At 65.2% G+C, this 19,186-nt stretch carries 20 protein-coding genes; 10 read left to right on the forward strand and 10 right to left on the reverse strand.

Annotated elements, in window-relative coordinates; genetic code table 11:
* The first annotated feature begins 18 nt into the window (after window positions 1–18).
* The 3 genes from phnC to EV641_RS17805 all read left to right on the forward strand — a co-directional run bounded on the left by phnC (window position 19) and on the right by EV641_RS17805 (window position 3,453).
* On the forward strand, window positions 19–849 hold the full coding sequence (phnC, locus tag EV641_RS17795) for a phosphonate ABC transporter ATP-binding protein (RefSeq protein ID WP_054713432.1): 831 nt from the start codon (window positions 19–21) through the stop codon (window positions 847–849).
* A complete protein-coding gene (gene phnE / locus EV641_RS17800) occupies window positions 846–2,561 on the forward strand; it encodes a phosphonate ABC transporter, permease protein PhnE (RefSeq protein ID WP_054713433.1) in 1,716 nt (571 codons plus the stop codon). Before phnC ends, phnE begins: the two co-directional genes overlap by 4 nt.
* A 97-nt stretch (window positions 2,562–2,658) precedes the next feature.
* Complete coding sequence (locus EV641_RS17805; RefSeq protein WP_054713434.1) at window positions 2,659–3,453, forward strand: inositol monophosphatase family protein; 795 nt, start codon at window positions 2,659–2,661, stop codon at window positions 3,451–3,453.
* A 4-nt stretch (window positions 3,454–3,457) separates the two neighbouring features.
* Here the strand turns inward: EV641_RS17805 and EV641_RS17810 are convergent, their stop codons facing one another.
* Window positions 3,458–5,551, reverse strand: coding sequence for a copper-translocating P-type ATPase (locus EV641_RS17810; RefSeq protein ID WP_347238243.1), 2,094 nt, complete (start codon window positions 5,549–5,551; stop codon window positions 3,458–3,460).
* Window positions 5,552–6,055: 504 nt separating this feature from the next.
* On the opposite strand from EV641_RS17810, the gene EV641_RS17815 reads away from it, so the two are divergent.
* Entirely contained in the window at window positions 6,056–7,558 is a 1,503-nt protein-coding gene (locus EV641_RS17815; RefSeq protein ID WP_054713435.1) for a sugar transferase, read from the forward strand.
* 14 nt (window positions 7,559–7,572) lie between these two features.
* Here EV641_RS17815 and EV641_RS17820 read toward each other — a convergent pair whose 3' ends face one another.
* From EV641_RS17820 to EV641_RS17830, 3 genes are all read right to left on the reverse strand, one after another.
* A complete protein-coding gene (locus EV641_RS17820) occupies window positions 7,573–7,923 on the reverse strand; it encodes a PLDc N-terminal domain-containing protein (protein WP_132473454.1) in 351 nt (116 codons plus the stop codon).
* Between the two features lie 72 nt (window positions 7,924–7,995).
* Complete coding sequence (locus EV641_RS17825; protein WP_054713437.1) at window positions 7,996–8,454, reverse strand: hypothetical protein; 459 nt, start codon at window positions 8,452–8,454, stop codon at window positions 7,996–7,998.
* Entirely contained in the window at window positions 8,451–9,116 is a 666-nt protein-coding gene (locus tag EV641_RS17830) for an NAD(P)-binding oxidoreductase (protein WP_054713438.1), read from the reverse strand. The genes EV641_RS17825 and EV641_RS17830 overlap by 4 nt, the downstream gene beginning before the upstream one ends.
* Before the next feature lie 108 nt (window positions 9,117–9,224).
* Between EV641_RS17830 and EV641_RS17835 the strand changes: the two genes are divergently transcribed.
* Entirely contained in the window at window positions 9,225–9,788 is a 564-nt protein-coding gene (locus EV641_RS17835) for a PadR family transcriptional regulator (RefSeq protein ID WP_132473456.1), read from the forward strand.
* Between the two features lie 181 nt (window positions 9,789–9,969).
* Window positions 9,970–11,007: a beta-ketoacyl-ACP synthase III gene (locus EV641_RS17840; protein WP_132473458.1), complete on the forward strand. Its 1,038-nt coding sequence runs from the start codon at window positions 9,970–9,972 to the stop codon at window positions 11,005–11,007.
* Here EV641_RS17840 and EV641_RS17845 read toward each other — a convergent pair.
* Window positions 10,939–11,784 carry an MHYT domain-containing protein gene (locus tag EV641_RS17845; protein ID WP_241997329.1) on the reverse strand — a complete coding sequence of 282 codons (846 nt, stop codon included), beginning with the start codon at window positions 11,782–11,784 and terminating at the stop codon, window positions 10,939–10,941. The genes EV641_RS17840 and EV641_RS17845 overlap by 69 nt on opposite strands.
* Before the next feature lie 43 nt (window positions 11,785–11,827).
* Window positions 11,828–12,766, reverse strand: a complete 939-nt coding sequence (locus EV641_RS17850; RefSeq protein WP_054713440.1) for an alpha/beta hydrolase — start codon at window positions 12,764–12,766, stop codon at window positions 11,828–11,830.
* 75 nt (window positions 12,767–12,841) lie between these two features.
* Between EV641_RS17850 and EV641_RS17855 the strand changes: the two genes are divergently transcribed.
* From EV641_RS17855 to EV641_RS17865, 3 genes are all read left to right on the forward strand, one after another.
* Window positions 12,842–13,528 carry a TetR family transcriptional regulator gene (locus tag EV641_RS17855; RefSeq protein ID WP_199233292.1) on the forward strand — a complete coding sequence of 229 codons (687 nt, stop codon included), beginning with the start codon at window positions 12,842–12,844 and terminating at the stop codon, window positions 13,526–13,528.
* Window positions 13,529–13,620: 92 nt separating this feature from the next.
* Window positions 13,621–13,935: a hypothetical protein gene (locus tag EV641_RS17860; RefSeq protein ID WP_054713443.1), complete on the forward strand. Its 315-nt coding sequence runs from the start codon at window positions 13,621–13,623 to the stop codon at window positions 13,933–13,935.
* A gap of 42 nt (window positions 13,936–13,977) precedes the next feature.
* Window positions 13,978–15,111: a Rieske 2Fe-2S domain-containing protein gene (locus EV641_RS17865; RefSeq protein WP_132473460.1), complete on the forward strand. Its 1,134-nt coding sequence runs from the start codon at window positions 13,978–13,980 to the stop codon at window positions 15,109–15,111.
* A gap of 38 nt (window positions 15,112–15,149) precedes the next feature.
* Here the strand turns inward: EV641_RS17865 and EV641_RS17870 are convergent, their stop codons facing one another.
* Window positions 15,150–15,746: a TetR/AcrR family transcriptional regulator gene (locus EV641_RS17870; protein WP_054713444.1), complete on the reverse strand. Its 597-nt coding sequence runs from the start codon at window positions 15,744–15,746 to the stop codon at window positions 15,150–15,152.
* 102 nt (window positions 15,747–15,848) lie between these two features.
* Here EV641_RS17870 and EV641_RS17875 point away from each other — a divergent pair, with 102 nt between their 5' ends.
* A complete protein-coding gene (locus EV641_RS17875) occupies window positions 15,849–16,625 on the forward strand; it encodes an SDR family oxidoreductase (RefSeq protein WP_241997330.1) in 777 nt (258 codons plus the stop codon).
* On the opposite strand, the gene EV641_RS17880 is transcribed toward EV641_RS17875, so the two are convergent.
* From EV641_RS17880 to bphC, 3 genes are all read right to left on the reverse strand, one after another.
* A complete protein-coding gene (locus EV641_RS17880) occupies window positions 16,607–17,362 on the reverse strand; it encodes an IclR family transcriptional regulator (RefSeq protein WP_054712518.1) in 756 nt (251 codons plus the stop codon). The two genes, EV641_RS17875 and EV641_RS17880, sit on opposite strands and share 19 nt — an antisense overlap.
* Before the next feature lie 101 nt (window positions 17,363–17,463).
* Window positions 17,464–18,105 carry a helix-turn-helix domain-containing protein gene (locus tag EV641_RS17885; protein ID WP_241997331.1) on the reverse strand — a complete coding sequence of 214 codons (642 nt, stop codon included), beginning with the start codon at window positions 18,103–18,105 and terminating at the stop codon, window positions 17,464–17,466.
* 171 nt (window positions 18,106–18,276) lie between these two features.
* The gene (gene bphC / locus EV641_RS17890; protein WP_132473464.1) at window positions 18,277–19,185 is read right to left on the reverse strand and encodes a biphenyl-2,3-diol 1,2-dioxygenase; all 909 of its coding nucleotides are present in this window, start codon (window positions 19,183–19,185) and stop codon (window positions 18,277–18,279) included.
* Window position 19,186: the final 1 nt, after the last annotated feature.

Genomic DNA, 19,186 nt, shown 5'->3' on the forward strand with positions numbered 1-19,186 from the left:
GAGACCTGGAGTACCGATATGACCGACCCCGACCATGCACGCCTCGGCGCATCCATCGACAGGATTCTCCGGCCGACCATCGAACTCGACCACGTCAGCAAGGTATTCGACCCGGCACTCCGGGCGCTCGACAACGTGTCACTGACGGTGCACCCCGGTGAAGTCGTTGCACTGCTGGGCTTGTCGGGTTCGGGAAAGTCGACACTGCTGCGGCTGCTCAACGGACTGCACCTTCCCACCTCGGGTACGGTGCGGGTCCTCGGACACGATGTGGGTGCCGCCCGTGGCCGTGAACTGCGGGAGCTGCGCCGAAAGGTGGGCTTCGTGTTCCAGCAGTTCCACCTCGTCGGCAACATGTCGGTACTCGAGAACGTGTGTTCCGGCGCCCTCGGCTCGCTGCGTGGGCCCCGGTTCGGTCTCATGATGTATCCGAAGTCGGTGCGTCTCGCCGCTATGGAACAGCTCGACCGTGTCGGTCTCGCCGACCGTCCGTTCCAGCGCGCAGACACCCTCTCCGGTGGCCAGCAGCAGCGTGTCGCGGTGGCGCGTGCGCTCATCCAGAAACCGAAGATCCTCCTCGCCGACGAACCCGTCGCATCGCTCGATCCGGAGTCGTCGGCACAGGTGATGGCGCTGATCTCGCAGATCGCGTCCGAAGACAACCTGACGGTGGTGTGCAGCCTGCACCAGGTCGATCTCGCATTGTCGTGGGGGCACCGACTCGTGGGCCTGCGACACGGGCATGTTGTGCTCGACAAGCCCGCGTCGGTGATCGACCGGAGCGAGACCATGAGCATCTACACCGCCGTCGACCCGGTCGTGTCTGCGGGGAGCATCGCGAACCGATGATCACCGCCCCGCCGCCCGTCAAGACTCTCCCGCGCCCCACGTGGCAGGCCATCAGTGTGCAGGTCATCCTGTTCGGGCTGTTCGCGGCGGCACTGTGGTCGATCGCATCCCTGAAGATCAACGTTGCCACGATCATCGACAGTATCGGCAACGCAACCGATTTCCTGTCGCGCATTTTCCCGCTCGACTTCCCGCCCATCGGCGAACTCGCCGCGATGACGGGCCAGACCCTGGGCATCGTGCTGCTCGCCACCGTGCTCGCCGTGGTGCTGAGCATCCCGGTCGCGCTCGGTGCGGCCCGCAACACTGCGCCCGCCGCAGCCCTGCGAATGCCGGCCCGCGCCATCATCGTCATCACCCGAGCCATTCCCGAACTGGTGCTGGCGATCCTGTTCCTGCGCCTGTTCGGTCTCGGCGCGATCGGCGGTATCCTCGCCCTCGGCATCCACTCGATCGGCATGGTCGGAAAGCTGTACGCCGACGCGATCGAAGACTCCGACCCCGGCCCGCGCGACGCCCTGCGCGCAGCCGGTGCGACGTGGTGGCAGCAGATCACCGGCGGTGTATTGCCGCAGATCATGCCCGCGGTCGTTGCCACGGCCCTACACCGGTTCGACATCAACCTGCGCGCCTCCGTCATTCTCGGCTACGTCGGTGTGAGCGGCATCGGCCTCGAACTGTCGGCTGCGCTGCGCACCATGAACTATCAGCGCGGCATGGCGTTGGCGCTGTTCATCGTCGCGCTGTGTGTCATCGTCGAATTGATCTCCGGTGCTCTGCGGCGGATGGTGCTCGGCGACAAGACCCCCACGCGGCGAAGTCTGTTCTCTCGTCTACGCGAACGGGTCGCGGGCGCTCAGGACGGCTGGGTCGATAGTGAACCCGGCAGCGCGCAGGCTCCGACGGCACTGCGCACCTCCGACGGCCGGTACCGCGTCAGCCCCCCGTGGACGGGTGAGCGCATTGCTCACACCGCCTACGTCGCGATGTTCGTACTGGCCCTGTTGGTGTCGACCTGGGCCGCGAACCTCGACTTGTCCCGTATGGCAGAGGGTGTCGGTTCGATGTGGAACACGCTCTCGCTGTTCTTTCCGCCGGGCACCGGCGGCATCGGCGACGAACTGTGGAAGCAACTGATCGTCACGCTGCAGATCGCCCTCGCAGCCACTCTGATCGGCCTGATCGTCGCGATCCCCGTCGGCCTGCTCGCGGCCCGCAACGTCGCACCCACTCCGGGTATTGCCAAGGGGTTCCGGGTCTTCATCGTGATCGTCCGCGGTATCCCGGATCTGATCCTGGCGATCATCGTGATCGTCGTGACCGGTCTCGGTGCCACTGCGGGTGCGATCGCTCTGTCGGTCGGAGCAATCGGGCTGCTCAGCAAACTGATCGCCGACTCCGTCGAGGAAACGGACATCCGCGTCCAGCAGGCGGTGGTGGCAGGTGGCGCGACACGCATGCAGGTCCTCATCGCCGCGACGGTCCGCCAATCGGGGCCCGCGATCATCGCGCACCTGTTCTATCAGCTCGATACCAATATCCGCGCCGCCACACTTCTCGGTGTCGTCGGCGCAGGCGGACTGGGCTTCTACCTGATGAACGCGGCCCGCGTCATGCAGTTCGACGTGGTCACCATGATCGTTCTCATGATCTTCGCGGTGGTCATGGTCGTGGAGGGTCTCGCCATCTGGGTCCGCAAGGTCGTGTCCTGATTCCCGCCGCCAACTCGACCGAATGTCACCTTCATCTACTCGAGGTGACCAAAGGTGACATTCGGCCACACCACGCCACACCATCTGGAGTAACCATATGACTCTCACCGATTCCGACCACACCACTGCCGGCCGAATGCTCACCGCCGCGTCCGATGCCGCCCTCACCGCCTACCGCGACGCCGTCGCGGAGTATTCGCGGGAGAAGCTGAAGTCCATCGCGATGGAGGGTGCCGACGGCACGCCGACGATGTTCATCGACGTCCTCGTCGAGGACGCCATCATCTCCGCGGCCACCGCGGTGGGTGCGAACGTGTTGTCGGAGGAACGGGGTTGGGTCGACGTCGGGTCCGCTATCACCCTCGTCGTCGACCCCGTAGACGGCTCCGCCAACGCTGCCGCGGGAATTCCGTTGGCGTGCTTCAGTGCTGCTGTGGTGATCGACGGTGAGTTCACCGAAGCGTCGACGACCTGGCTGCACACCGGAGAGACCTGGTGGGCGTCGCGCAGCCGGTCCGCGTTCCGGACCAGCGGATGCACGTCGTTGTCGTCGGCGGCGGTCTCGATGCTCCGCCCGCACGAACGCAACCGCGATGCGTGGTGGCGTGTCGCGGAGCAGGCCACTCGCATCCGCATTCTCAGTTGCAGCACCCTCGAGTCGGTGTTCGTCGCGACCGGATCCACTGATGCGTTCGTCGACGCCGGCAGCGACACCCACCGCTTGATGGACATCGCGGCGGCAGTCGTGCAGGTCGAGGCCTCCGGGGGAGCGGTGATCGACGCATACGACCGTCCCATCGTGTTCGATACCGATCTCACGAAGCGGTGGAGCGGAATCGTCGCCGCCACCGACGACCTCGCCGCCGAACTGCGCGACGCCATTCAGGGATGACCCGTCAGAATTTCTTTGCGCGCAGGCGCAGCGCGTTGCCGATGACGCTCACCGACGACAGCGCCATCGCAGCGGCCGCGACGATGGGAGAGAGCAGGATCCCGAACGCCGGATAGAGGATTCCGGCGGCGAGCGGAATACCGGCCGCGTTGTAAACGAACGCGAACACGAGGTTCTGGCGGATGTTGCTCATCGTCGCCTCCGACAGCGCGCGTGCCCGTGCGATGCCAGTGAGGTCGCCGTGGAGCAGGGTGATGCCCGCGCTCTCGATCGCCACGTCGGTGCCGGTGCTCATCGCGATGCCGACGTCGGCGGAGGCGAGCGCGGGTGCGTCGTTCACGCCGTCACCGGCCATGGCGACCACCCTGCCCTCGTCGCGGAGTCGCTGGACCACGTCGCTCTTGCCGTCGGGAAGCACCTCGGCTTCGACCTGGTCGATACCGAGCTTGCGACCCACTGCTTCGGCGGTGGTGCGGTTGTCGCCGGTGAGCATGACGACGGTGATGCCGTCGGCGCGTAGTTCCTCGAGTGCTGCCGCGGTGGTGTCCTTGACCGGGTCCGCGATGGCCAGCACCCCGGCCACCGACTTGTCGACACCGATGTAGATCGCGGTGGCGCCGTCGCGACGCAGACCGTCCGCGTGCTCGCACAGTGTCCGGGTGTCGACACCCTCGTCCTGAAGGTACGGCGCGTTGCCGATGGTCACACGCCGGCCCTCGACCACACCGACCACTCCGCGGCCCACCGGAGAATCGAAGTCGGTGACCTCGGGGATGGAGATGTCGGCGTGTGCGGCTGCGTCGACGATCGCGATCGCGAGGGGATGCTCGGAGCCGCGTTCGACGCCCGCTGCGAGGCGCAGGACCTCGTCGTCGGTGTAACCGTCGGCCGCGATGATCTCGGTGACCGTGGGCCGGCCCTCGGTGAGGGTGCCGGTCTTGTCGACGACCAGGGTGTCGACCTTCTCCATGCGCTCGAGCGCCTCGGCATTCTTGATGAGCACCCCGAGCCCGGCGCCGCGTCCCACACCGACCATGATCGACATCGGAGTAGCCAGCCCGAGGGCGCACGGGCACGCGATGATCAGTACCGACACCGCAACCACCAACGCGTAGGTGAGCGACGGCGACGGGCCGACGAGCGCCCACACGAGGAACGCGATCACGGCGACCGCGATGACGGCGGGGACGAACCACGATGCGACGAGGTCGGCGAGGCGCTGGATCGGTGCGCGCGTGCGCTGCGCCTCGGCTACCATCGCGACGATCCGCGAGAGCACCGTGTCGCTGCCGACCTGCTCGGCGCACATGACGAGGCTGCCGGTGCCGTTGACCGTGCCGCCGATGACGTGGTCGCCGGTCCGTTTGGTGACCGGCATCGATTCGCCCGTCACCAATGCTTCGTCGACGGACGAGCGGCCGTCTTCGACGACACCATCCACCGGGACCTTCTCGCCGGGACGTACCCGTAGGCGATCTCCGATGTGCACGTGGTCGAGGGGGATGTCGTGTTCGGTACCGTCGTCGTCGATCCGTCGCCCGGTTTTCGGTGCGAGATCGAGCAGCGACCTGATCGCGCCGGACGTCTGCTCACGCGCGCGGAGTTCGAGAACCTGGCCGAGCAGCACCAGCGTCGTGATCACCGCGGCGGCCTCGAAGTACACGGCGACGGAGCCGTCCATCTGACGGAACTCATCGGGGAAGATGCCGGGCGCGAGTGTCGCGACGACGCTGTAGACCCAGGCGACACCGGTGCCCATCGCGATGAGCGTGAACATGTTGAGCGACCGTGTGCGGATCGAATTCCGGCCGCGGACGAAGAACGGCCATCCGGCCCACAACACGACCGGGGTGGCGAGGACGAACTGGATCCATGTCGACACCCTGGGCGGTACGACGTCATGGAGCGCGGGGAACAGGTGCGAGCCCATCTCGAGGACGAACACCGGCACGGAGAGGATGAGCGCGACCCAGAACCGCTTCGTCATGTCGGCGAGTTCGTGGCTGGGGCCGGTCTCGGCCGTCACCATCACGGGTTCGAGGGCCATGCCGCAGATCGGGCATGAGCCCGGCCCTTGTTGCCGGACCTCCGGATGCATCGGACACGTGTACTCGGCCATTCCCGCACCATACCCCTATGGGGTATTAGGTCAATAGTGGTCGCCGTTGTGCCCGATTCGTTATTGCGGTCACGGGCCGTCTCTGTCCGTCATTCGGATGAAACTGTCGGTCCACCTGGCGGTGCGAGCGAGCGGAATGAAAAGATGTGCAGCGCGCCCGATTTGGGAGGTTCCGGGTGTTGTTCACGTCTCGTTCGCGTTGTATTCGGGACAGGGTGTGCTGCCCCGCGAGACGATAGGACGAACATTTCACACTGATTCTCAGCTCGAGTAACACTGAGAGTTCGCTGTGAGATATTCGAGGTGGCGATGTTGCGTAAGTGACATCGGCCTGCCGAACGCCGCCAGGCGAGAACGGCGCAGCTATCGCGGTACCGCACCTTCGGGGGTGTGCGCGTGTCCGCAGTTGGCTTGCCTCTCGCGCGGTGGGTGACGGGGAGGACACAAATGTCTCTGAGGGGAGACATATATGAGGGATGAAGGATGACCACGATCGACAAACTGGGGCGTGAAGCTGCACCACTGACGTCTTCGGCGGGTCAGAGCAGCACGGCCACCCGCTGGACGTGGCAGTCCGCATACGTGCGGCGCCTCTTCTGGACGGACACCGTCATCGTGGTCCTCTCCGTTGTCCTCGCGCACATCGTGCGGTTCGGGCACGAGAGTCTGCTCGCTGCACAGATCGATGCGCTCAACTACACGCTGATCTCCATCGGTCTCGCTGCAGCGTGGCTGGTGAGCTTGCGGATGTTCCGCACACGATCGCGCCGCGTGATCGGTTCCGGATACGACGAGTACCAGCGGATCGTCTCGGCGACGCTCTGGTTGTTCGGGTTCATCGCGATCGTGGCGTTGGTATTCAACATGGAGCTGGCGCGAGGATATCTGGCGATTGCGCTGCCCGTCGGCCTGTTCGGGTTGCTGGTCAGCCGCTGGTTGTGGCGAAAGGTGGTGGCGCGTAAGCGTCGCCGGGGAGAGTTCGCCACATCGGTGCTGGTCGTCGGTGGTGCGCGGGCGGTACGTCACCTGGGAAGCAGTTTCGAGCGTAAGTTCACCGACGGATTTCGCGTGGTCGGGGTGTGCGTTCCCAGGTATTCGGGTGTAGTCGGGGAGGCCATCGATGTCGACGGGCGTGACGTGCCGATCTTCGGTGACGAACATTCCATCGTCGAAGCGTTGGTGGCGTCCGGCGCCGACACGGTCGCGGTGACGGCGACCGAGACGCTGGGGCCCGAGGGCATCAAGGATCTGGTGTGGCAGCTCGAGCCGCTCGACGCGGATCTCGTCGTCGCGACGGGTGTCGTCGATGTCGCGGGGCCGCGGCTGGAGATGCGGCCGGTCGCGGGTCTGCCGCTGATCCACGTGGAGAAGCCGAGCTATCACGGGGCGAAGCGCAGCGGTAAGCGCGTGTTCGATCTGGTGTTCTCGTCGTTGGCGTTGCTTGCGCTGGCTCCGGTGTTCGCGGTGGTCGCGGTGCTGATCAAGCTCGACAACAAGGGGCCGGTGTTCTACAAGGCCGAGCGGATCGGTCTCGACGGTGAGCCGTTCGGGATGATCAAGTTCCGGTCGATGGTCGCGAACGCCGACGCGATGGTCGAGTCGTTGCTGGTGCAGAACGAGGGCGCCGGCCTGCTGTTCAAGATGCGCGACGATCCGCGCGTGACCCGGGTGGGCAAGGTGCTGCGCCGGTACAGCATCGACGAGCTGCCGCAGTTCATCAACGTGTTGCGCGGTGAGATGAGTGTGGTCGGTCCGCGTCCGCCGTTGCGTCGTGAGGTGGAGAACTACGACGGTCGCGTCAAGCGTCGATTGTTGGTGCGTCCGGGTGTGACGGGTCTGTGGCAGGTCAGTGGCCGTTCGGATCTGTCGTGGGACGAGTCGGTGCGGCTCGATCTGTCGTATGTGGAGAACTGGTCGATGATTTCCGATGTGCTGATCATCGGGAAGACCGTCAAGGCCGTTCTTGCGAGTGAGGGCGCTTACTGAGCTGACCCCGACGGTCAACCGGCATTCTCGTTGCCTTCTTCACGCTGACGTTGCTCTTGCGCGACCCGCCGCTGCTCTTCGACGCGCGCCCGGAATCGGCGCTGGAAGTCGTCGTCGTGCTCGGGATCGACAACGGGACGGGTGGGTCGCGGGTATTCGGCGGCAGACTTCGACATCAGGATCTCGACAACCCCCTGAGGCCGGCCGAGGACCAGCCAGAGCACGGACCCAGCCAGCGGAAGCAGAAGTACGATCATCAGCCACAACAGTTTGGGCAGGTGGCGGACGCGTTCCTCATCGGAGCAGATCACGTCGACGAGGCAGCCCAGCCACAGCAAGGTAATGATCAATCCGAGGTACGGCACCCCCGCAAGCTAGCAGCTCCGACACAGAGCTCGCAGCCCTGGTCGCCACCCCCCGCCTCGGCAACACTGGCCTCATCGCAGTTCATGCCCGAAATGCTGGTTGGTGTACCGAAAAATTCGGCACCAACCAGTATTTCGGACACCTATGTCGCCCGATCCGCGCGCCGAGCCGACCATGAACGCAATCGCCAGCGCGGCCGACGCGACTGCCTGGTAGCCGAACCAGAACGCGCCCCCTGATGTCATCATCGCCAGAACAACCAAGGTGACGACGATCCAGCCGCTGTCGTAGCCGATGAGGTACTTGGTGTGCGACGGGGCTGCCGAGCGGAGGGCGAAGACGACCTCTGCGATGCCACTGAGGAGCAGCATGGCCGCGGCGATGACAATGGTCGCGACACTCATGTTCAGTGTGTTGGCGATCGGCGCCACCGCCGCCGAGTAGGTAACGGCAAGGACCACCTTGAACAGGCCGTCACCGAGAAATCCGATGCGCAGCCACCTGCTCGTGTCGGTTGTTGCGACGCTCATGCTCTCTCCTTGCTCGAGTGAGGCGCGACGCCGTACGCGCGCCTGCAGGTGTCCGGGTTCTGCACGACCTCCAACAGCGCTCCGGCCAGATCTGCGCGGTGCACGCTGGCGATCGAATTCGCCTGGGGTACCAGGCGGTGGCCGCGGGCCGGTTTGTCGACGAGGTAGCCGGGACGCAGGATCGTCCAGTCGCAGAACGAACTCGCCGAGCGCAGCACCTCTTCCATTGCTTCGAGGTCCGCGTAGATGTTCGGGCCCTTCCGGCGGACCATCGGGCGGACCGTGCGGCGGAACCACCACGGTTCACCGGCGCCGGATCGTAATACGGGCGACGCCGATACCGTGACGATCCGCTGGATGCCCTGACGCTGCATCGCCGCCAGCAGATTCTCGGTGCCTGCGGTGCACACCGGATCGGTGTCGTCGTACGACCTCTTGCCGAGTGTCGAGATCACGGCGTCGGTGCTGTCGGGGAGTGTCAGCTCGCGGTCGGTGGTGACCTGGGCTTCGAGCATGCGCACACCGTTCGGTGCGCCGAACGTGCTTCCCGGGCGCACCAGCGCGGTGATCGTGTGACCGGCTGCCACGGCGTTGTCGATGAGTAATCGGCCTGTTGCGCCTGAGGCCCCGGCGATGACGAGATGCAAGTGAAGTCCTCCCATGAGGGGGCTAGTACAGCTTGACTACTGCCCTCGAGGGTAGGCCATTCTGGCAACTAGTCAAGGTGTACTAGAGTTGTCGTCACCACCTCGCGACGGAAGGGCTCCCCAGTGACTGCCACCAGGCTGCTCCTCCTCGGAGCGGTTCGTGGGCGCACCACCGCGCACGGATATCAGGTGATGCGCGACCTCGAGAGCTGGAGTGTGGACCTGTGGGGGAGTCTCAGACAGGGCTCGGTCTACCACGGCCTCAAACGTCTTCGAGACCAGGGGCTCCTGCAGGAAGTAGCATCCGAGTCTCCCGCGGCCGGTCCGGCCCGGACCGAATACTCGATCACAGCAGAAGGTGAGAAGGAGTTCCACGCGCTGCTCGAGAATGCGCTCAGCTCGGGGGAGGACCCCTCAGAGATCATCGCGGGCATCGGACTCATGCCCGTGTTGCCGCGCGAGCGGGTGCTCGATCTGCTTCACATGCGGCTCGATGCGTTGACGGTTAAGCGTCAGAGGGTCGTCGGCGAGTACGAGCGCAATTCCGACGCGGATTGGCAGCACCACGTCGAGGCCATCAGGTATTGGGCGAAGACCACCGACAGCGCCATCGAGTGGACGCGCGAATTGGTCGAACGTCTCGAACAGGGCGAATACACGATGGCAGGCGAAGAACACGCTTCGTGATCGTCTTCATCTCTCCGCGTGTCGCCGGAGAAAGCTGGACTCAAAGGTGACAACGTGAACCTTCCCGAAACAAAATGAGCCCCGGACCCGGGCTGCAGGCATTGTCGGGGTGTCTGCAGCCGGTCCATTGCACACAATTGAATACGAGGGTGAACCGCCTGGTTCATGTGGAGAGGAAGTCATGCCCGCTCAGATCGCCACCGCCGCACCCGTCACCCACGCTGCTCTGTTGGGTCTGGGGGTGTACCGACCGCGACGCGTCGTACCCAATGCCGAGATCGTCGACCAGATCGATTCCTCCGACGAATGGATCAAGACGAGGTCTGGCATCTCCTCGCGACGGTGGGCCGACGATGATGAAACGATCGTCTCGATGAGTGTCGCCGCGTCCCGCGACGCGCTCGCCGCGGCCGGTCTGGAAGCCGAACAGATCGATGCGGTCGTGCTCGCTACGTCGTCGCTCATGGTGTTGGGGCCGTCCGCGGGCGCTGTGGTGGCCACGGAATTGGGTATGGAAGACACCGCCGCCTACGACATCTCGGCCGGCTGCGCGGGCTTCTGCTACGCCCTCGGCAACGCCGCAGCCCTCGTTCGTGCCGGACAGGCCAGGAATGTGCTGGTCATCGGGGTGGAACGGTTGTCCGATCTGCTCGAGCCGACCGACCGGACCTGCGCGTTCATCTTCGCGGACGGCGCCGGCGCGGCCGTGGTCGGCCCGTCCGAGTCGGAGGGAATCGGTCCGGTCGCCTGGGGCTCGGACGGAAGCCAGACCGACGCCATCAAGCAGGACAAAGACTTCATGACGTACTTCGACGAGGTCGAAGAAGCGGCCGCGGGCGGTGCCCAGGCCGTGCGTCCGTACATCCGGATGAACGGGTCGGCGGTATTCCGCTGGGTGGTGAGTTTCCTGGGGAAGGCGTGCACCGACGCGCTGGAGAAGTCCGGCGTACAAGCCGCCGATCTCGATGCCTTCGTCCCGCATCAGGCCAACAGCCGCATCACCGACGCGCTCATCAAGGGACTGCACCTGCCCGAGAATGTCGCGGTAGCGCGCGACATCGGAGAGACCGGCAACACGAGCGCCGCGTCGATCCCCATGGCAATGGAGGAGCTACTCAGGTCCGGCGTCTCCAAGCCGGGAGACACCGCGTTACTGGTCGGCTTCGGTGCTGGCCTTGCCTACGCGGGACAGGTCGTTCAGCTGCCCCCGATCGTCTAGCTCGCGGTCGCTCTCGGGGGCGAGCAAAAGTGCCACTATCGGCACCGCAAGCAGAACGATGCCGATACCGAACGCCGGGAACAACAGCGACGGCACCGTCATACCTTCGGGTGCCGACGCATCGAGGTCGACGTGCGCACTCATTCCGACCATGCCGGTGTAGTGCAGCGCCACCACGCCGCAGGCCAGCAACAGAGACGACGCCACGCGCACGTGAAGTTTTCCAGGCACGTCGAACATCCACATCGCGGCCACCGACCCGACGATGCCGATGGCCGCAGACACGGCCACCATCCTCGGGTCGTGGTCGATGGTGCCCCGGATCCTGATCGCGGCCATGCCGCTGTAGTGCATGAGAACGATGGCCGTTCCCATTACTATCCCGCCCACGGTCAGCGACACAGAGCGGGGGAGTCGACGGGCGGCGGAGAGGCGAGCGTCCGAGATCAACAGTCCGAACAGGGTCGCCCCGACGGCAAGCACCACCGAGAACAGGGTGGCACCGAGGTCGTAGCGGACCGGGGAGGTCGGCACGGAGAAGCCCGACATGCCGATGAAATGCATGAGCCAGATGCCGACTCCGCCGATCGACAGGGCTGCCATCATGAGCCAGCAGACACCGGCGGCAGGCGTCAGGTACTTCCTGGACTGCTGGACGCAGCACAATCCGACGTAGCAACCGACCGCGGCCGTGACGAACGCCAGGTATGGCACCCACAATCCCATCGTGAAGTGCTGTGCGTGCGGCATCCGATCCCCCGTGTCCAGGTACTGCACCTTTCCTGGTTCAGCGGCCCGACCTTATCCCATGCGCCGGCGCTTACTCGACCGTTGGAGGACGATGTAGAGAAGGTGTCGTGGGCGTGTCGGCGAGTTCGCGGATCGCGGCAGCGAGGGGAGACCGGGCATGCTCGGGCAGGTCGTGTCCGACCGCGGATAGCAGGAGCGTGCGGGCACCGGGAATTCTCGACGCGATGGCAAGGGCAGCTTCGGGTTTGATCAGGGGGTCGTCCTCGCCGTGGACGATCAGCGTGGGACAGGCGATCTTGTCGATCGTCGGGCCGCTCCACTGTGCACCGATCTGTCGGCTCTGTGATTCCTGGTCGTGGACGCCGCTGTCGGGATTGCCTTCGAGCGTTGCTCGCACTGAATCCTCGTCGAAATCGACACGGGGAGACGACAGAAGTTTCGCAACGGCAAGCCCAGCCTCGATCGCGCCCTCGCGCGTGTCGGGGAACTTCAGCCTCGCGAATTTGCCGAGTGTGCCCATCCGGATGAAGCGGAGTGTGCGCAGCCCCGTGACATCGCCGGGGACAGCCGCGACCGTGGTGAGCGACCGGACGCGCTGAGGATGCCTGAGTGCGACGCGCTGGGCGACCGCGCCCCCGAGCGAGACCCCGAGCACGTTTGCCGAGTCCCAGCCGAGTTCGTCGAGGACCGCCACGGCGTCGTCTGCCATGTCTTCGGCGGTGTAGGCCTCACCGCGTTTGCCCACTAATGCAGTGATCGGGTTTCGCGTGGACGTCGGCGGAAAGTGGGTCGACTCTCCTCCGTCCCGCTGGTCGTATCGCACAACATCAAATCCCTGCTTCGCGAGTTCCCGGACCAACCCGTCGGGCATCGACTCGCGGTTGACGCCCAATCCGGTCGCGACCAAGAGTGGGTCTCCGTCGTGCTCGGGCTCGAACTGGTCGAACGCGATGCGCACCGACCCGTTCTGCGCCCATCGTCGTGGCCCCCATGATCTGTCGGCCGACATCGCGAACCTCCTAAACTGCGTTCAGTGAACTCAGTTTAGGATAGGGCAGAACGGCGACGAGCGGAAGGGCATCGAGTGGCGAAGAAGACGCAGACGATCGTCTGGGACCGTACCGACGGCACGCGCGGCCCGGCACCGTCGCACAGCAGGGACGAATTTGCCGCCGCCGCGATGGAGCTCGCGTCGGAAGGCGGTCTGCCGTCCGTCTCCACCCGCCGGATCGCCCAGAAGCTTGGCGTCAGCCAGTCGGCGGTATATCGGTACGTCTCCGGCGCGGACGACATCTTCGACATCATGGTCGATGCCACGGTCGGCGAGATCGACCTCGACGTTCCCCTGCGAGGCGAAGCGATCGACGACCTCATCGCACTGGCCAGGCGTGCGAAGAGCGTCCACGTGAAGTATCCGTGGCTGCTCGACCTCCCGGTCGAGTCGATGCGTGTCGGACCACGCACCATCGACTTTCTCGAATACGCCCTCCGTGCAATGGCATCCGTCGATGTGCCGGGCAACGTGAAGATGCAGACGATTGCGGTGCTGAATGCGCTTGTCCAGCAGTTCGCTCGCGCCGAGGTGAGTGGGGGCGAATCCCGGCAGGGCCGCCTCATCGCGCAGGTCGCGTACCTACACAAGATTGCGGAGCAGGGCAGTCACCCTTTTCTCGCGGCAGTGTTGACGCCCGCGGATGTCGACCACGTTCCCGGAGACATGTTCGACCAGGTGCTGCGTCGAGTCCTCGAAGGTGTGCTCGCGGGGGACTGATGCCGGCCGACGTCCCGCTGGGCTGAAACATTGTGGTTGCCGCCACAGGTGCTTCCTACTGTCGAGTCATCCGACGAAGGGAAACGGCCAGAATGCAGTCGCTCGCTTGCCACGCCTGTGGCACCTGCGTGCTCGTCGCGAAATACAGCCCCGCGCATACGAGTATCCAGTGGACCGGATCATCCGAAGGGACGTGCCACGAACTCGCCGCCGCGCGTGAGCTCGACACCGCCGCGTATCTCCTGCGCTGCGGGGCACTCGACCACACGGTCGACGTGGCTGTCGCAGAGGGGAGAATTCCCCAGACCACGCGGGTCGAACCGCACGTGAGGCCTCTCCCGTCCCAGGAATCCCTGCTGTCCGAGGAATCCCTGCCTTCCGAGGAACACGCTACCGCCGCGCGGTGACTGCTGCTTGCGTTCAATCCCACTCAGCCCTGGAGGACCCCAATGACCATCGAGCAGGATCGCATCGAGATCCGCAATATCGAAGCCGGCAACAACCCCACTCGCTTCGCGCGCGGGTGGCACTGCATCGGCCTTGCCGAGAGCTTCCGCGACGGGAAGCCACACCAGATCGAGGTGTTCGGTACCAGTCTGGTCGTCTTCGCCGACACGAAGGGCGAACTCCACGTCCTGGATGCCTACTGCAGGCACATGGGCGGCAATCTTGCGCGCGGCGAGATCAAGGGCGACACCATCGCCTGCCCGTTCCACGACTGGCGGTGGAACGGTGAGGGCAAGTGCGAAGCGATTCCGTACGCTCGACGCACACCGAAGGTTGCCCGCACGAAGTCGTGGATCACGATGGAACGCAACGGGGTTCTCTTCGTCTGGCACTGCCCTCAGGGAACGACACCGCCGGAGAACGTGACCATTCCCGAGATCGACGGCTACGAGGACGGGCAGTGGAGTGAGTGGACGTGGACGACCATCCACGTCGAGGGGTCGCACTGTCGGGAGATCGTCGACAACGTCGTCGACATGGCGCACTTCTTCTATGTGCACTTCCAGATGCCCGAGTTCTTCAAGAACGTCTTCGAAGGTCATGTGGCAGGTCAGCACATGCGCTCGTACGGCCGCGACGACATCAAGACCGGTGTTCAGATGGATCTCCCTGAGGCCGAGACGATCTCGGATGCGTTCTACTACGGACCGTCCTTCATGCTCGATACGCTCTACACCGTGGCCGACGGAACGACCATCGAGTCGAAGCTCATCAACTGTCACTACCCGGTGACGACGAACTCGTTCGTGCTCCAGTTCGGCACCATCGTCAAGAAGGTCGAAGGTATGTCCGACGAACAGTCCGCGGAGATGGCGACCCTGTTCACCGATGGCCTCGAGGAACAGTTCAAGCAGGACATCGAGATCTGGGAACACAAGTCGCGCATCGAGAATCCGCTCCTCACCGAGGAAGACGGTCCGGTGTATCAGCTGCGTCGCTGGTATCAGCAGTTCTACGTCGACGTCGAGGACGTCACGCCCGATATGACGCAGCGCTTCGAGTTCGAGGTCGATACCACCCGTGCCCGCGAGTCGTGGCACAGAGAGGTCGAGGAGAACCTGGCTGCCAAGGGGTGACGTCGGTGCCCGTCCCGCCCGCATCGGGCGGGACGGCCTCACTCGTCGCGGTTGCGCATTCCGTCGACGAACACGGTGATGATCGTGTGGGCGAGTTCGGTCATGGGTTCGCCCGGTTCGCCCGGTTCGCCGGGGTGCCAGCGTGTCGCTTGCCACAGGACGTCGTAGAGCATTTCTTGGAAGATGCCGGGGTCGATGTCGGCGCGTAGGGTGCCGTCGGCGACGCCGTCGGCGATGGTGCGGCGCCAGGCGTGTTGCATCTCGTCGGCAGTATCGGCCATGCCTGCTGCCTCGAGGCGCTCGCGCATGTAGTTGCCTTCTCTGCGCCAGATCGATGTGGCTCCGTGGTATTGCACGTTGGAATCCAGGGCGATCGCAGCGAGTGCCTCGAGGCGTTCGATGGGTGACAGTGAACGCGCGACGACCTCGCGGCAGCGCCCCGAGATGTCGTCGATGTACTCGCGGATGAGCTCGGTAACGATCGCTTCCTTCGACGGGAAGTAGTGGTAGAGGGCTCCGGAATGGACACCCACCGCCGCGGCGATGTCGCGGATAGTGGTGGCGTTGATGCCCTTTCGAGCGAATATCTCGGCAGACCGATCCAGGATCTGCCTGCGGCGTTCCTGCGGATCCATTGCACCCTTTCTGCTGCGCGACACCGACGTGCCCGGTGCATAGTGTGCCACATCCCATTGATCAATTGATCAATGGGATCCCTTCTCGCCTCAGGAGTATCAGTGACCACGTTCCATGCGACCGCCGCAGTGCTGGCGGGGGAGACCGCGATCGTCACCGGCGCAGGTCAGGGTATCGGTCGAGGGATCGCGCTGGCCCTCGCGGCCGCCGGGGCGGATGTCGCGGTGGTCGGCCGCACGTCGTCGACGATCACGGCCGTGGCCGACGAGATCGTTGCGCGAGGGGGCCGGGCAGAGCCATTCGTCTGCGATGTGACGGACGGTGTCGCGGTCGACGGGCTCGTCTCGGCGGTGGTGGGGGAGTTCGGTGGGCTCACCGTGCTGGTGAACAACGCGATGGCTGCCGCACACGGGCTTCTGCTGGATGTGGACGAGGCGACCTACCGCGGTGCGATGGAGTCGGGGCCGACGGCGACGTGGCGGATGATGCGGGCATGCCACCCGCACCTGAGCGGGCACGGGCGGATCGTCAATCTGGGCTCGGCGGCGGGGATCCGGTGGGATCCGTCGGGTACCGGGGCATACGCCGCAGCAAAGGAGGCGGTGCGCGTGTTGACGCGGACCGCTGCGTGCGAGTGGGCGCGGGACGGAATTCGCGTCAACGCGATTCTGCCGCTGGCAAATTCCGACACGATGGAGGAGTGGTTCCGTCTCGAGCCTGAGGCCGCGCAGGGGTATCTCGCGACAGTGCCACTGGGACGGTTGGGTGATCCGGAAACGGACATCGGGCCGGCGGTGGTGTTCCTGTGCAGCGACGCGTCGCGATACATCACCGGGCACACGCTGGCTGCCGACGGAGGTCAGGCGCTGGTGCGCTGATTCACCCCGCGCGGTCTCGGACCGTGTTGTGACAGGGTGTTCCACACGGCTCGTGCCGCGACACGGACCGGGGTGGCGAACTGGACGATGTCCACGGTGTCGACGTTGCCCGTGACCGACAGTGCGCCGATACACGTGCGGCCGTTGCCGATCGGAGCCGCAATGCACGCGACACCCCGCATCGATTCTTCGCGCTCCTGTGCGATGTGTCGTTCACGGATCTGGGCGATCTCACCGCGCAGTCGCGCCGACTCGGCGGCGGGCAGTCGGTCGGGGCTCGCAGGGTCGAGTCGTGTGTGCGCGATCAGGGCCTTGCCCAGCGCTGTGCGGTATGCGGGTTGGCGGCCGCCGATGCGGGACGGAAGCGGAACCGACTCGCGTCCGACCTTGTCGAGATACCTCACATTGTGGCCGTCGAGGACGGCCAGATGCGCGACCAGCCCTGTGGCCGAATGTAGTTCATGTAGGACGGGGTGCGCGGCGCGGTGGAGTTCGTCGTGGTGCTGTGCGAGTGCACCCCACTCGAACATGCTGCGTCCCAATGCGTAGGTGCGTGCCTCTCGGCGTACCCATCCTGCGTCGACCAGTTGGGTGAGGAGTCGGTGGACCGACGAACGCGGCAGGCCGGTGCGTCCGGACAGTTCGGACAGGGTGAGATGCCCGCCGCCTCGGAATTCGTCGAGGATGTCCGCCACCCGATCGATGACTGCAGGGGGAGAGTCGTCACTGTTTCTCACGAAACCTCCGTTGATCAAGCGATCAATCAATACGGCAGAACTGTATCAGCATCCCCTTCCCGAGTGAAGAGAATTCGACCGAATCGCAATGATGTTGCTGGTCAGGGGAGGCTGGATGCGGCGATCTGTGCTGCCACGGCGTGGGCCGCCGCGTGGACGCGTCGACCGACGTCGTCCGGGACATGCTCGCGTGGGCCGGTCAGGGACAGTACCGCGATCTCGCCGTGCCCTGCATTGAACGCGGCTGCAACGCAACGGATGTTGTCGCCACCCACGGCGATGCCGTCGTTGCCCTCGCAGAAGGCGAGCGCGGCCGCGCCTTCGACTGTCTCTGCGGCGGGTCTCCTTTCGCCCGTGCGGGTGTGCAGACTCGTGGACCAGCGTCCGCCGATCTTCTCGAGGTAGAGCAGGCTGTCGCCTTCGAGGACGGCGAGGTGTGCGACGAGTCCGGTGTCGCGGCGCAGGTCGTACATCGCCGGAAGTGCCGCCCGGTGGACTCGATCGTGCGCAACTGCGAGTGCGCCGAGTTCGACCAGTTTGGGCCCGAGGTGGTAGGTGGTTCCGTTACGTCGGACCAAGTCCACCTTCACCAACTGGAGCAGCATCCGATGTGCCGACGAGCGGGGGAAGCCGGTGCGTCGGGCGAGTTCGGAGAGGGTGAGGCCCTCGGCGTCGCGGAACGGTTCGAGCAGGGCGGTGACTCGGCCCATGACACTGTGTGGGCCGTCGAGCGCGGTGGTCACGAGGATCTCCTTCGGGGCTGATTCGAAGAGGATTGATCGATTGATCAATGAAGGCGTACCGACGAATCTAGCGCCGTGGCAGCCGAATGGGAAGATGCGGCGACAGATCCGCGAACGAAAACGGGCAGGCACACCCCTGCCGAGGGTGTACCTGCCCGTGTGTGCCTCGTATCAGCCCGCCGGGATGAATGCCTTCAACGGCTCCGACCCGGTCTGATCGTGGCCCCAATAGGCGTCGGCGGTGATCTCCTCCGACGTGTAATGACGCTCGTCGACGAGCATGCCCTCGGTGCCGAACTCGAGATCCCAGCCGCCCGGTGCGCGGACGTAGAACGAGATCATCTTGTCGTTGGTGTGCCGGCCCAACGTCGACGAGATCGAGAAATCCATGCCGTTGACGCGATCGAGCGCCTGCCCCACCGCGTCGAGGCTGTCGACCTCGGTCATCAGGTGCACCAGACCGGGCTCTTCCGTCGGGGGTGCCGGACACAGCGCGAGAGCGTGATGCCGCTCGTTGATGCCGAGGAATCGCACCCGGCTCACGCCCTCCTCGTCGAGTCGGATCGAGCCGCGCGGCAGGAACCCCAGCACCTGGGTGTAGAACTCGTATGTCTCGTCGAAGTTCGTGGCCGGCAGCACCACGTGACCGAGGCCGAGTCCGCCCGTGACCCAGCGTCCGGCGAAGGGTGTCACGACGGGGCTGTGGTCGAGCACCGGACCGTAGAACACCTCGAGTCGGGTTCCGGCCGGGTCCTCGAATGCGATGGCGCCCTCCGCGTCGAGATGGGTCGCCTCCTTCCGTGACAACACCTCCACCGCCCGTCCGGACTTCTCGACGGTTTCACGTACCCGCTGGAGTGCGAACTCGTCGCGCACCTCCCAGCCGACGGCGAGAGCCTTGTCCGAATCGCCGGGCAGCACCGCGATGCGAGCGCGCCGCTCGTCGACCCGCGCGTACAGCGCGGTGGGGTCGGGGCCTGGCCCCACCGCCATGCCAAGGCCGTCGATGAGCAGTTCCCGCCAGCGCGGCACGTCCTGCGTCTGAATGCGGAGGTAACCGAGACCTCTCAGGTCAGTCATT

Origin of the sequence: Rhodococcus sp. SMB37, from assembly GCF_004345605.1 — a bacterium.
Lineage (GTDB): Bacteria > Actinomycetota > Actinomycetes > Mycobacteriales > Mycobacteriaceae > Rhodococcus.

Coding starts and splice junctions, on each gene's coding strand:
- phnC (WP_054713432.1), top strand. CDS start 19: ATGACCGACCCCGACCATGCACGCCTCGGCGCATCCATCGACAGGATT.
- phnE (WP_054713433.1), top strand. CDS start 846: ATGATCACCGCCCCGCCGCCCGTCAAGACTCTCCCGCGCCCCACGTGG.
- EV641_RS17805 (WP_054713434.1), top strand. CDS start 2,659: ATGACTCTCACCGATTCCGACCACACCACTGCCGGCCGAATGCTCACC.
- EV641_RS17810 (WP_347238243.1), bottom strand. CDS start 5,551: ATGCATCCGGAGGTCCGGCAACAAGGGCCGGGCTCATGCCCGATCTGC.
- EV641_RS17815 (WP_054713435.1), top strand. CDS start 6,056: ATGACCACGATCGACAAACTGGGGCGTGAAGCTGCACCACTGACGTCT.
- EV641_RS17825 (WP_054713437.1), bottom strand. CDS start 8,454: ATGAGCGTCGCAACAACCGACACGAGCAGGTGGCTGCGCATCGGATTT.
- EV641_RS17830 (WP_054713438.1), bottom strand. CDS start 9,116: ATGGGAGGACTTCACTTGCATCTCGTCATCGCCGGGGCCTCAGGCGCA.
- EV641_RS17840 (WP_132473458.1), top strand. CDS start 9,970: ATGCCCGCTCAGATCGCCACCGCCGCACCCGTCACCCACGCTGCTCTG.
- EV641_RS17850 (WP_054713440.1), bottom strand. CDS start 12,766: ATGTCGGCCGACAGATCATGGGGGCCACGACGATGGGCGCAGAACGGG.
- EV641_RS17860 (WP_054713443.1), top strand. CDS start 13,621: ATGCAGTCGCTCGCTTGCCACGCCTGTGGCACCTGCGTGCTCGTCGCG.
- EV641_RS17865 (WP_132473460.1), top strand. CDS start 13,978: ATGACCATCGAGCAGGATCGCATCGAGATCCGCAATATCGAAGCCGGC.
- EV641_RS17870 (WP_054713444.1), bottom strand. CDS start 15,746: ATGGATCCGCAGGAACGCCGCAGGCAGATCCTGGATCGGTCTGCCGAG.
- bphC (WP_132473464.1), bottom strand. CDS start 19,185: ATGACTGACCTGAGAGGTCTCGGTTACCTCCGCATTCAGACGCAGGAC.